The 13,084-nt window shown below is 71.2% G+C and carries 8 protein-coding genes; 4 read left to right on the plus strand and 4 right to left on the minus strand.

What is annotated here, in order from left to right:
- Positions 1 to 6: 6 nt before the first annotated feature.
- Entirely contained in the window at positions 7 to 3,069 is a 3,063-nt protein-coding gene (locus Q9246_RS18925) for a sensor histidine kinase (RefSeq protein WP_306392253.1), read from the minus strand.
- 163 nt (positions 3,070 to 3,232) lie between these two features.
- Here Q9246_RS18925 and Q9246_RS18930 point away from each other — a divergent pair, with 163 nt between their 5' ends.
- The 3 genes from Q9246_RS18930 (at position 3,233) to Q9246_RS18940 (ending at position 8,371) form a co-directional block, all read left to right on the plus strand.
- Positions 3,233 to 6,238: a sensor histidine kinase gene (locus Q9246_RS18930; protein ID WP_306392254.1), complete on the plus strand. Its 3,006-nt coding sequence runs from the start codon at positions 3,233 to 3,235 to the stop codon at positions 6,236 to 6,238.
- Between the two features lie 118 nt (positions 6,239 to 6,356).
- The gene (locus tag Q9246_RS18935) at positions 6,357 to 7,355 is read left to right on the plus strand and encodes an alpha/beta fold hydrolase (protein ID WP_306392255.1); all 999 of its coding nucleotides are present in this window, start codon (positions 6,357 to 6,359) and stop codon (positions 7,353 to 7,355) included.
- Positions 7,352 to 8,371, plus strand: a complete 1,020-nt coding sequence (locus Q9246_RS18940; RefSeq protein WP_306392256.1) for an ankyrin repeat domain-containing protein — start codon at positions 7,352 to 7,354, stop codon at positions 8,369 to 8,371. The genes Q9246_RS18935 and Q9246_RS18940 overlap by 4 nt, the downstream gene beginning before the upstream one ends.
- A gap of 12 nt (positions 8,372 to 8,383) precedes the next feature.
- On the opposite strand, the gene ptsJ is transcribed toward Q9246_RS18940, so the two are convergent.
- The 3 genes from ptsJ to Q9246_RS18955 are packed head-to-tail and all read right to left on the minus strand — an operon-like array spanning position 8,384 to position 10,686.
- Entirely contained in the window at positions 8,384 to 9,712 is a 1,329-nt protein-coding gene (ptsJ, locus tag Q9246_RS18945) for a MocR-like B6 salvage transcription factor PtsJ (RefSeq protein ID WP_306392257.1), read from the minus strand.
- Positions 9,709 to 9,948, minus strand: coding sequence for a cytoplasmic protein (locus Q9246_RS18950; protein ID WP_306392258.1), 240 nt, complete (start codon positions 9,946 to 9,948; stop codon positions 9,709 to 9,711). Before Q9246_RS18950 ends, ptsJ begins: the two co-directional genes overlap by 4 nt.
- Before the next feature lie 33 nt (positions 9,949 to 9,981).
- The gene (locus tag Q9246_RS18955; RefSeq protein ID WP_306392259.1) at positions 9,982 to 10,686 is read right to left on the minus strand and encodes a glutamine amidotransferase; all 705 of its coding nucleotides are present in this window, start codon (positions 10,684 to 10,686) and stop codon (positions 9,982 to 9,984) included.
- A 315-nt stretch (positions 10,687 to 11,001) separates the two neighbouring features.
- On the opposite strand from Q9246_RS18955, the gene Q9246_RS18960 reads away from it, so the two are divergent.
- Positions 11,002 to 13,083 (plus strand): hydantoinase/oxoprolinase family protein, encoded by a 2,082-nt coding sequence (locus tag Q9246_RS18960; RefSeq protein WP_306392260.1) that lies wholly within the window; start codon positions 11,002 to 11,004, stop codon positions 13,081 to 13,083.
- Position 13,084 lies beyond the last annotated feature (1 nt).

Consider the following 13,084-nt stretch of genomic DNA (forward strand, 5'->3'; position numbering starts at 1 on the left):
TAGGTGCTAGCTGGTCGCGGGCCTGCCCAGTAGCCCCAGCAGGCGCTGGTGCAGCCGCGGCCTGGCGGGCCGCGCATAGGCGATGCGCGCCGGGATCCGCACCACGATCGCGGTCCCGCCCTGCGCCGGCGTGGACACCTCCAGCGTGCCGCCCAGCGCGCAGGCCCGTTCGCGCATGCCCGGCAAGCCCCAGTGTCCACCGCGCCCGCCCGCGCACAGGATGGCCGGATCGATGCCGCGGCCATCGTCGCGCACCGTCAGCGTGAAGGATTCGCCGCCATGGCCCAGTTCGACCTCGATCCGGTCCGCCTCCGCGTGGCGGAAGGCATTGAACAAGGCTTCGCGGCCAAGCGTGTACAGCTCGTGATGGGCGACGTCGGCCAGCCGGCGCGGCGTGCCCACGATCTGTAGCGCGAAGCGCGGGCCGCACTGTTCCTGCAGCGCCTGCCCGAACGCCGCCAGCGCCGGACCGAGGTCTTGCGCCGCCGGGCCCGGCTGGGCGCGCAGGTCGGCCAGCTCCTCGCGCGCCTCGGTCATGACGGCGTCGGCCTGGTCCAGGATCGCTTCGATGTCGCCATGCGCCGCACTGCCTTTCGTCATGCGCAGCAGCGCCGTGTTCAGGCGCAGCACCAGGCCCTGCACGTTCTGCAGCAGGCTGTCGTGCAGGGCGCGCGCGATGCGCTCGCGTTCGGCCAGCCGTTCGCGGTAGCGCTGGGCGTAGCGGCGCGCCAGCATGCGCGTGCGCCACCTGAACACGGCGGCCGCCAGCAACAGCAGGGCCAGGCCGCACGCCAGCCGGAACCACCAGGTCTGGACCAGCGTCGGCGCGATGTCGAAGGCGATGCTCGCTTCGCGCTCGCTCGGCACGCCATCCTCGTTGAAGGCCATCACCCGGAAGCGGTAGGCGCCGGGATCGAGCCGGGTATAGAAGGCCATGCGCCGGCTGCCGGCGTCCTGCCAGTCGCGGTCCACGCCGTCGAGGCGGTAGCGAAAGCGCAGGCGCTCCGGCATCGCGTAGCTGAGCGCGGTGTAGTCGAGGCGCAGGCCGGTGGTGTTCGGGGGCAGGGTCAGGCCGCCGTCCGGGCGCCGGCGCGCGCCGGCCACGTCGAGCGGCGCGATCACCACCGCCGGCGCAACGGTATTGCGGTGGATGCGCGCCGGATCGAGGTAGGCTACGCCTTCGCTGCCGACGAACCACAGGCGCCCATCGCGCGAACTGGCCGCGGTTGACATGTTCGGCAAGGCGACCGCCGTTCCCGGATAGCCGTCGAGATTGTCGAACACCCTTACCTCGAGCAGCGCATCGGGATTGGCCAGGGCACGCTTCCATGCCTGGGCCTTCGCCTGCACCGCGCCGCGGCGTCCGTTGAACCAGCGCTCGCCGTCGGCGCCGACGATCTGTCCACTGATGCCCGCCAGTGCCTCCGGATCGGCACTGCGCAATTTCCGGACGCGGCCCTGGTCGAGCACCGCCAGCCATTCTTCACCGGCCAGCACGATGCCATCGCTGGCGTCGATGTGGATGATCGGACCGAAGCCGGCCGGGTCGCCGACGTTGAAGCGGCTGGTCTTGCCCTCGTCGAAGCGGATGATGCTGCCATCGCGGAAACCGATCCAGACCGCGCCGTCGGGCGCCTTCGACAGGCCCATCAAGCCGCGTGGCACGCCATAGGCCGCGGCCGACGTCCATTTCCCTTTGTGGAAGTGAAACAGGCCCTTGCCGCGGAAGGTCAGCCACAACTCGTCACGCTGGCCCTGCACGAGCGTCGGCATCTTGCCGACCGGCGTACCGTCTGCCTCGCGCGGGTACGGGATGAAGGTCGATGCGCCATCCAGCACATGGGTAACCCCGAGGTGATCCGCGCGCAGCAGGCCGCCGTCCCAGCCGGATGCCATCTCCACCCGCGCGGCCTGTTTGCCGAACGTCGCGGCGCCTGCCGGGAACAGGTGGCCGCGCGACCGGGAGTGCAACAGGGCCCGGCCGTCCTGGTCCGTGAACACGTCGAACCAGCTCTCGTTGGCTGGTAGCGGCACCGTGATCAGCTTGTTGTGGCGAAACCGCTCGAGCCCGGCCTGGGTGCCAACCCAGATATTGCCTTCCTGGTCCTCCAGGATGGAGGTTGGCGCCAGGTTGCTGAGTTGCCAGGGCTGGTCGAGGCGATCGGTCGCCACCGCCTCGGCCTGGAAGCGATCGATGCCGCGCAGTCGCGACGCTGTCGTGTGGCACAGGCCAACGGGGCAACGCAGCGCCCAGTGATTGCCATTGCGGTCGAACAGGCCGCCCGCCGATGCCGATGGTGCGCGCCATGCGGGCATGGGGACCGGCGCCGTCTTCGGCGGCAAGGGCAAGGCTTGCCATTCGCCGCCGACGCCGCGCCAGACCCGGCCGTCCGGCGAGGGGACGATGGCGCTGGCGCCGCCCGGCAGGTCGTAGCGCGTGAAGCGCTGCAGCGCACGATCGAACAGGTAGAGGTGCTCGCCATCATTGGTCCACAGTCGGCCGTAGTGGTCCAGCGTGACATTGGTGGCGTTCGGCCCGGCAAATCCCTGGGCGGCACCGAACGTGGTCCAGGCGCCGGCCCGGTAGCGGTGCAGTCCGCCAGTAGCGCCGACCCACAGGCTGCCATCGACATCGATGTCAGCCTGGTAGCTTGCGCGCATCTCGCCAAGTTCGCGCAGGTGCACGACGGTATCGTTGCGCAGTACGCTCAAGCCGCCCATGATGTACCCGATCAGCAGATCGCCATTTTCCTGCGCGTACAGGTTTGAAATCGACGTCGCCAGCAGCCTGGAACCGTCGACCGCGACGAACTTGGAAAAGGTGATGCCGTCGAAGCGGTACAGGCCCGACTGCGTACCGAGCCACAGCCAGCCGTCGCGGGTCTGGGCCATGGTGCCGATGCGGGCGGGGGCGCCTTCCTTGGCGGTCCACGTCGTGTGATGGTAATTGGCCAGGCGCAGGTTCGGGTCGAGGGCCAAGGCCGGCGCACCCGCCAGGCAGGCCAGCGGCAGGCAGCGGTGCAGCAGTCGTGCGGCATATCTGGTCAGCAGAGTCGTCAATGAATGCATGGCAGGCGTTGGTCTCTGGTATTGGATGTCAATACGTATGCGGTCAGGATGCCATATTGACATTTGTCACTATTGCCTGTCATCGGTTTTTTGCGGGCTCGCCGCATTTTTCACGTTCATGCCGCCTGCATCGACTGCCCAGCCCCGATGTTAAGATCGAGCAATGAATATCCTGCAACATTGCGAAGCCTTCCGGCGCCTGCTGGCGGTGCTGTCGATCGTGCTGCCGCTGCTGGCCATGGGCGGCGCGCATGCGGCCGTGCAGGATGGGGCGCCCGAACGCCTGGACCACCGGCGCTGGCTGTCCGCCGACGGCGGGCCGAGCCAGGTCGGGGCGATCGCCCATGGCGCAGATGGCTATCTCTGGCTCGGCACCAACGATTCGCTGGTCCGCTTCGACGGCCTGCGCTTCCGGCCCCAGGCGCCCGAAGCGCGCGGCGCGCCCGTCATCGTCTCGTCGCTGCTGGCGCGCGGCGAGGCCTTGTGGGTCGGCTTGCGCAGCGGCGGCGTGGCGCCGCTGCGCCCGGGCCGGGCGCTGGCGCGCGAGTGCGGCCCCGGCGCACCTGGCGGGGTGGTGTTCGGCCTCGCGCAAGACCGCCGCGGCGCGCTGTGGGCCGCGGCCGGGGACGGCCTGGCGCGTCGCCTGGATGGCGCCTGGCGGCGCTTCGGTCCCGCGCAGGGCTTCGACGATGGTGGCGCGCACGCCGTATTCGTCGACCGCGATGGCGTGCTGTGGGCCGCCAGCGAACGCCGGCTGTACTACCTGCGCGACGGCGCCGACCGCTTTGTCGATGCCGGCCTGGCGCTGGAGGGCGCCGGCCAGATCGCGCAGGCGCCGGATGGGGCTCTATGGCTGAGCGAACGCCATGGCAGCCGACTGCATCGGGTGATGCCTGGTAGCGGCACGCAGGCCACGACGCGGATCGACGCGCCGGCCACCGCTCTCGCGTTCGACGCCGCCGGCGGCCTGTGGATTGGCCTGATGGGCCGCGGCCTGCTCCACGTCGCGCGCCCCGACGGCCTGGCGGCGCTGGCCGGCGCCACCCGCTTCACCGCGCAGCAGGGCCTGAGCTCGGACTTCGTATCGAAGCTGCACGCCGACGGCGCCGGCAACCTGTGGGTCGGCACCAATGCCGGCCTGGACCGCTTTCGGCCGCGCATCCTGGCGCCGGCGGCGTTCCCGGCCGGCGCGCAGAACCTGGCGCTGGCCGCCGGCGACGACGGCAGCCTGTGGGGCGGGCCGCGCGTCGGCACCGCTCTGCGGCTGCAGGATGGACGCGTGCAGGCGCTGGCGATGCCGGCGCCGGTCGACAGCGCCATGCGCGACGCCGACGGCGCGGTCTGGATGGCCGGGCCGGCCGGCATCTGGCGCTCGCGCGGCGCGCGGCTCGAACGCGTCGCCGGGCTGCCCGCGGCTGGCGCCCGGGCCCGGGTGCGCGCCATGGCGCGCGACGCCCAAGGCCGCCTGTGGGTCTCGCTCGACAAGGCCGGCCTGTTCCGCCATGCGGCGGGGCGCTGGGAGCGCATGCCGGCCAGTTCCACGCGCGACAGCCAGCGCATGCCGGTCAGCGCGCTGGCCGCGCCCGACGGCTGGCTGTGGTTCGGCTACCGCGACGGCCTGCTGGAAGCGCGCCGCGGCGGCGAGACCCTGCGCTGGACGACGGACATCGGCCACGTCACGGCGCTGGCCCATCACGCCGGCCGCACCTGGATCGGCGGCCAGCACGGGCTGGCCTGGGTCGAGGCGGGGCGCCTGCGCCGGCTGCCGCTGCCGGACGACGGCATGTTCGACAATGTGTATGCCATCGTCCCCGTGGACGGCGGAGCCGGGGCCGGCTTGTGGCTGCATGCCCGGGCCGGCATCTTCCAGCTCGAGGCGGCCGAGCTGGGGCGCGCGCTGGACACGCCCGGCTATCGCCTGCGCTACCGCTCCTTCGATGCGCTGGGCGGCCTGGCCAACGATCCGCACCAGGTGCTGCCGCTGCCGACCGCCGTGCGCGGCGGCGATGGCCGCCTGTGGTTCTCGACCAGCGGCGGCGTGGCCTCGCTCGATCCGGCGCGCCTGCCGCCGGCGGAGCCCGGCCCGGTGGCCGCGATCGAGGCGGTCAGCGTCGATGGCGCCGAAGTGTCCCTCGCATCGCCGCTCAGCCTGGGACCGGAGGCGCAGCGCATCGCCATCGACTACACGGCCCCGAGCCTGGACGCGCCCGAGCGCCTCAGCTTCCGTTACCGGCTCGACGGCTTCGACACGCGCTGGCTCGATGCCGGCCGCGCGCGCCAGGCCATCTATACCGGCCTGGCGCCGGGCGACTACCGCTTTCGCCTGGTCGCACTGAACAAGGACGGCGTGCCGAGCCCGCACGAAGCCGTGTTCGTGTTTCGGGTCACGCAAGCCTTCTACCGTCACCCGCTCTTCTTGCTGGGCGCCGGCCTGTCGCTGCTGGCCGCCATGTGGCTGGCCTACCGGGCCGCCGCGCGGCGCGCCGCCGAGCGCGTGCGCGACCGCCTGCACGAACGCCACCGCGAGCGCGAGCGCATCGCGCGCGAGCTGCACGACACCCTGCTGCAGGGCGTGCACGGACTGGTGCTGCGGTTCCAGGCGGCGGCCGACATGCTGCCGCCGGAGATGCCGGCGCGGGCCCACATGGAGCAGGCGCTGGCGCGCGCCGACGCGGTGCTGGTCGAGGGGCGCGACCGTGTGCGCGAGCTGCGCGGCGGTCCGGCCGACACGCGCGAACTGCACGAGGCCCTGGCGTCGGCGGGCGATGAACTGGCGGCGCAGGGTGGAACCCGCTTCGTGTTTGTGACCGCCGGCACGCCGCGGGCGATGCAGCCGGCCATCCTGGACGAGGTGCACCGGATCGGCCACGAAGCGCTGCGCAACGCCTGCGCCCACGCCCGCGCGGGCCAAGTGAGCGTAGAGCTGGCCTACCGGCGCGCGGCCTTCATTCTCACCGTGACGGACGACGGCATCGGCATCGACCCATCCTGGCTCGCCGGACCGGGCCGGCCCGGCCACTGGGGCCTGCGCGGCATGCGCGAACGCGCCGAGCGCATCGGCGCCAGGCTGGACATCCAGGGCGCGGGGCAGAAAAACACGCGCGGCACGCGGGTCGTGCTGACGCTGCCGGCGCGGATCGCCTACCGGCGCCGGCGCGGCGCCCCGTGACGGCGGCGATGCGCGCGCCGCCGACCCGGCGGTACACGTACACTCGCTCGCGAATGTTAACTTGTCGTCGGTCCAGGGCCTTGCCGCGCGCCGCCCGGCCCGAGAGGAGAATGCCTGCATGTCGTCCGCATCCGTATCATCCGTTCCATCCGGGGAGCCGCCAGTCCGGTCCCTCCAGCTGCGCATCAATGGCGAATCGTTCCATGTGATCGAGCAGGGCGCCGGACCGGCGGTCCTCTTCTGCCATGGTTTTCCCGACACCGCCGCGACCTGGCGCAGCCAGATGCGGGCGCTGGCCATGGCCGGTTATCGCGCCGTGGCGCTCGACGTGCGCGGTTTCGGCGACAGCTTCGCGCCGCCGGACGCGAGCCAATATAGCGCGCTGCACATCGTGGGCGACCTGGTCGGCGTGCTCGATGCGCTCGACATCGACAGCGCCGTCATCGTCGGCCACGACTGGGGCGCCGACCATGCCCAGCGCGCGGCGCTGCTGCGGCCCGACCGCGTCAAGGCCCTGGTCAGCATCAGCATCCCGTACGCGCCGCGCGGCGAGGTCGATACCTGGAGCGGACTGCGCGACAAGGACCTGGGTGAGCGCTACTATGCGCTTGAGTGGATCAAGCCAGGGCGCGAGTCCCTGTTCGCGCCGGCGGCGCAGTCGATTCGAGCAATCTTGTACTGGGCGTCGGCCAGCCCGCCGCCAGGCCAGCGCTGGGACCCGATCGATCCCGCGCGCAGCCTGCTGCGCCCGGTGCCGGCGGCGCTGCCGGCGTGGGCCGATCCGGACTACGTGCAACGCACGATTGCCGCTTTCGACAAGACCGGGTTTCGCGGCGGCCTGAATCATTACCGGGCCTTGCCGCTCACCTTCGAACTGATGGCTGCCTACAAGGATGCCGTGATACGGCAGCCGTCGTTGTACGTCTGGGGCGCGGCCGACGGCCTGTGCCGTTTCCTGCACGGCGACGCGCCTTTGATCGAAGAGATGCGGCGTTCGCAGCCCGGACTGGTCGGCCAGGTGCGGATCGAGGAAGCCGGCCACTGGGTCCAGCACGAGGCAGCCGGGCGGCTGAACGCCGAATTGCTGAAGTTCCTGGCCGGCCTGGAGGCGGCATGAGCGTCGACCTGGCCATCCGCGCCGGCGATCTCGCGGCGCTGCGCGCGCAACTGCTCGATGGTGCCGATCCAGGCGTGCGCAATCCCGAAGGGTTCACGCCGCTGATGGTGGCGGCGGGCCTGGGGCATACCCAGGCAGTGGAGCTGCTGCTGGCGGCGGGCGCCGACGTCCATGCGCTCGACTCGCGCATGGGCGCGAGCGCCCTGCACAAGGCGGCCCAGTCGGGCAATGCCGACGTGGTGCGTGTGTTGCTGGCGCATGGCGCCTTCATCGACCAGCAGTCGCCCAGTGTCGGCAATACGGCGCTGATGGATGCTGTGCTGCACAAGCACCATGAGGTGGTGCGCGCACTGCTCGACGGCGGCGCGCGCACCACGCCGGTGAACCATGCGGCGCAAACCGCGCTCGACCTGGCGCGCGAGGATGGGCTGGATGCCATCGCGGGATCGATCGAAGCGCGCGATGCCGGCGACGCGGCCCGTATCGGAGGGCAGGCGCTGATGCGCGCGGTCAGGGAAGGCAACCATGGCGAGGTGGGCCGGCTGCTGGCGGCGGGCCATCCGGTGGATGAGCGCACGCCCATCGTGGGCGGTGCCGACGACGATTGCACGCCGCTTGGCATGGCGGCGCGCCTGGGCCATGCGCGGGTGGTGCGCGCGCTGCTCGAGGGCGGCGCCGACATGCGCCTGGTGAACGGCCCGATGAAGGCGACCGCTGCCCACGAAGCCGCCTATTTCGGTCATGCCGATGCGCTGCGCGTGCTGCTCGACTGGCGCCAGGCTGGCGGGCAGGCGCTCGAGATCGACGCCCAGGGCGACTACAACGGCCTGAGCGCCCTGCATGACGCGGTGTGGCATGGCCATGCGGAGGCGGCGCAGGTGCTGGTCGACGCCGGCGCACGGCGCGATCTGGTGTCGCATGCGGGACTGACGCCGCATGCGTTGGCGCTGCTGTACGGCTACCGCGAGATCGCGGACGCGCTCGATGCGGCGCCTCCCGGCATGCGGGCGGGCTGACGCCGCGCCAGGTCAGGCCTCCGGCGCCCTGGCGCGGCCGTCGCCACAGTCGATGCCTTGCCTGATCTGCAGTGCGAGGCGCTCGCACTGGCCCGCTTCGATGGTGGAAATGGTGATGCGCAAGCCCTTGACCTCGGCCCCGGCCGCGAAGCCTTCGCCATGGCGCACCAGCCAACCCTGGCGCGCCAGCGACAGCGCGATGGCGCGGTCGTCGCCATCCACGGGAATCCACAGGTTGAGCCCATCGCCGCCGGCCACATGGTCGATGCCCCGGGCCCGCAGCGCCGCTTCGAGCTGGCGCCGGCGCGCGAGGTAGTCGTCGCGCGCCCTGGCGAACAGCGCGACATTGGCGGGACTGGTCAGGGCGGCTTCGGCGATGTCCTGCAGCAGATGGCTGACCCAGCCCGTGCCGGGCGCCAGCTGGCGGCGCAGCTGGCGCGAGGTCGCCGGGTCGCTGGCGACGGCGGCCAGCCGGATGTCGGGGCCGAGCGTCTTGGACAGCGAGCGCACCAGCGCCCAGCGCCGGGCCCCGCGCGGGATCGGCGAATGGTAGGCGACGCCGGACAGCAGCGAGAAATGGTCGTCGACGATCACCAGCACGTTCGGGTACTTCGCCAGCACCCGCGCCAGCGCGCGCGCGCGCCGGTCGCTCAGGCTGCAGCCGGTCGGATTGTGGGCGCGCGGGGTGACGATCACCGCCTGCGCGCCGCGCGCCAGCGCGTGCTCCAGTCCGTCGGCCAGCATGCCCTCGGCATCGACGCCGACGCCGATCGCCTGCAAGCCAGCGTTGCGCAGCATATTGATGCTGCTCAGGAAGCAGGGGTTCTCGACCGCCACCTTGTCGCCGGCCAGCAGGTCCAGCCCCAGCAGCCGCTCCAGCGCGTCGACCGCGCCATGGGTCAGGTCGACCTCGAAGCCGGTTGGGCAATCGGGCGCCAGCCAGCCGCGGACATGGCTTTCCAGCGCCGCACCGACGGTCGGCTCGCCGTACAGGCGCGCCCGATACGGCCTGGCCGCCAGGGCAGCGGCCAGGTCGGGCAGCCAGCATGGGTTCGGATTGCCGCTCGCCAGGTCCAGCAGCGGGCTGCCGGCCAGCGCGCCTTCCTGCTCGCCCGGCGCGTACTGGTTGCGGATCACCGTGCCCAGGCGGCCCTGGGTGACCGCGATCCCGGCCGTCACCAGGCGCCGGTAGGCCGCGGCGACGGTATTGCGGTTGACGCCCAGCGCGAGCGCCAGCTCGCGCACCGGCGGGAGGGAATCGCCGGCCACGGCCTGGCCGCCCTGGGTCAGGGCGCGTACGCAGTCGAAGATCTCGGCTGCGCTCTTTCCCTGTATGTTCATGCGTCGAGCGTGGCGGCCACGAATAGCGGTTCGCTGCTGACCAGGCGCATGCCGGCCGGCCCGCTCTCGATCAGGCGCCGCTCCTCGCGCGCCACCTGGACATCGAGCTGGTAGCCGCCGGCGGCGTCCAGGGTGGCGGCGACCTGGCGCGCTGCCTGCAGCGACCAGGGCGTGGCGGATTCGAAGTGGCCGAGCAGCTTGCCCTGGTGGCGGATGTCGATGCGATAGATAGTCATGGATGTGCTCCTGGTGCGAGATTGGGGAAGGTGTCAGTCGGCGGCCAGGCCGTCCAGCCAGGCGTGGAACACGGCGCCCGATGCCGCGGCCAGCGCTGCCTGGACCTGGCGCGCCTGGATGCGCAGGCCGCGTGGGTCGATGCCGGCCTGCGCAAGCTCGCTGGCGTGGCCCACCAGCCAGTGTTCGATCCGGCCGGTGTCGGCTTCCAGGTGGAATTGCAGGCCGAGCACCGTGGCGCCGAGCGCGAAGGCCTGGTCGGGGCAGGTCGGCGTGCCTGCCAGTCGCACCGCGCCGGCCGGGATCTCGAACCGGTCGCCATGCCAGTGCAGCACCGGCACGGCGGCCAGCCCGGCCAGCGCCGATGCCTCGCCCTCGGCGGTGAGGGTCAACGGGCCGAAGCCGATTTCCTTGACGCCCATCGGCGCCACGCCGCCGCCGAGCGCGCGCGCGATCAGCTGGGCGCCCAGGCAGATGCCCAGCAGCGGACGCGCCGTGTCCAGGCGCCGCCGCACCAGGTCGAGCTCGGCGGCCAGGAAGGGGTAGGCCGCCTCGTCGAAGGCGCCGATCGGGCCGCCCAGCACGACCAGCAGGTCGGGCCCGGCGGCGTCGAGCGCGGCCAGGTCGTCCTGCATCGGATCGAGGTAGCGTACCTGGTAGCCGCGCGCCCGCAGTACGGGTTCGAGGGTGCCGAGGTCCTCGAAATGGACGTGGCGGAGGACGATGGCGGATTTGTTCATGGCGCGGACCTTTCGGGTGGTGGCGATTTATGTCATAGGACAAAGTCTAGCATGGCCTGGTTGTATCTGCCTGGCGACCGCCTGCACCAACAGCGCACACCGTGCACCATGAGTACTCTGAAACTGCACGACGCTGGAACATCCAGCCCAGCATCAGCAGCGTGGATTTTCCGTATCAGTCGAATGAATAGCTTTTCAAATCATGGTGTTAGAGAATATCTCATATTAAAAATCGATATGGTTTGACTTGCCAAAAATCCTGTCATAAATTGTCTCTCGTGCAGTAAGGCTGCACACCACGACAAGGAGGCAGTCTTGACCAAGAGGATAGGCATCGACGTCGGTGGCACGTTCACCGATTTTGTCCTGCTGGACCGCGCGTCCGGCAAGGTAGTGCATCACAAGGAACCCAGCACCCCCGCCGACCCGGCCCAGGCCGTGCAGACCGGCCTGGGCGCATTGATGAAGGCGGCCGGCATCGCGCCGCGCGACGTCGAACTGATCGTCCACGGCACCACGATTTCCCTCAACACCCTGCTGCAGCGGCGCGGCGTCCGGGTCGGCCTGGTCACGACCAGCGGCCTGAAGGACGTGCTGGAACTGGCGCGCATCCGCATGTCGCACTCGTACGATTTCTTCGCCACGCCGGACGAACCCTTCGTCCCGCGCGACAAGGTGATCGAGATCGGCGCCCGGGTAGCGACCGACGGCGGCGTGGTCCATGAACCGGATGCGCGCGCCTGCGCCGACGTGGCGGCGGCGGTGGCCGCGAGCGAGGTCGACGTGCTGGTGGTGTCGATCCTCAACGGCCACATGAATCCGGCCTTCGAGGCGCGGGTGGCGCGGGCGCTGGCCGAGCGCCTGCCCGGCCTGCCTGTGGTGGCGGCGACCATGATCTGGTCCGAGATGCGCGAATACGAGCGCACGATGATCGCGGTGATGAACGCCTACGTGGAGCCGATCATGCGCGCCTACTACGGCAATATCGACCGCATCTTCCGCGAGTACGGCTTCGAGGCGCCGCTGTCGATCACATCCAGCAATGGCGGAACGATCGACCTCGACACCGCCCGCGCGCGGCCGATCGACACCATCCTGTCCGGCCCCGCCGCCGGGGTGGTGGCGGCGGCCAGCACCTCGGTGCGCGCCGGCATCGACCGCATCGTCACCTTCGACATGGGCGGCACCTCGGCCGACATCGCCATCATCGAGAACGGCGCGCCCGACATCACCACCGAGAGCAGCATCGGCGAAGTGCCGCTGATCCTGCCGGTGGTGAACGTGTCGGCCATCGGCGCCGGCGGCGGCTCCATCATCCGCGCCATCGACGGGGGCGTGCTCAAGGTGGGGCCGGGCAGCGCCGGCGCCGATCCGGGCCCGGCCTGCTACGGCCGCGGCGGCACGGCGCCGACCATCACCGACTGCTACCTGGCCTGCGGCTTCCTCGACCCCGAGAGTTTCCTGGGTGGCCGGCTGGCGCTGTCGCGCGACGCCGCCCATCGGGCGTTGGACGGCATCGCCAAGGGCCTGGGTTACGGCGAAGATGCCAACGCCGTGCCGCGCGCGGCCGAGGCCGCGCTCAAGGTGGCCAGCTCGATGATGGCGACCGAGGTGCGCAAGCTGCTGGCGCGGCGCGGCAGCGACGCCGACAGGTTCACGCTGGTGCCGTATGGCGGCGCCGGCTCGACCCATGTCGCCTTTTTGGCGCAGGAAGCCGGCATCGACCGCATCCTGGTGCCCGAAACCCCGGCCACCTTCTGCGCGCTGGGCGCGGTGGTGGCCAATCTGCGGCGCGACTTCGTGCGGTCGTGCGCGGTGACGGTGGGCGCCGGCGGCGTCCTGGACGAGCGGCTGGCGCGCGACGTCGCCGAGCTGCGCGACGAAGCGCTGGCCTGGGCCGAGGCCATGGGCAGCCGCGCCCAGGACTGGGAACTGCTGCTGGCGGCCGATATGCGCTATCCCGGCCAGGCCTTCGACCTGACCGTCGAGCAGCAGTTGCAGGACGATCACGCCGACCTGGGCGCCGGGCTGCATCGTCTGTTCGAGGACAAGCACCAGCGCCTGTACGGCTTCACCGAGGCGGGCCGCCAGGTCGAGCTGGTGCGGCTGGTGGTGAGCGCGGTCGGCAAGCTGTCGAGTATCGCCAGCGCCAGCCCGCGCGCGCAGGAAGAAAGCGGCGAGCGCCGGCGCCGGGTGTTCCTGGACGGGCAGTGGAACGAGGTGCGCCGCGTCCACCGCAATGCGATCGTCCCCGGCGCGCCGCTGGCGGGGCCGTGCATCGTCGAGCAGGCCGATACCACGGTCGTCGTGCCGGGCCAATGGCAGGCCGTCCGTCTCGAGACGGGCGACCTGCTGCTTACCAGAGTTTCCACTGTCCGTGCGGGAGAGCAGCAATGAG

The sequence above is a fragment of the Telluria beijingensis genome (assembly GCF_030770395.1).
In the GTDB taxonomy this organism is placed as follows: Bacteria; Pseudomonadota; Gammaproteobacteria; order Burkholderiales; family Burkholderiaceae_D; genus Telluria; species Telluria beijingensis.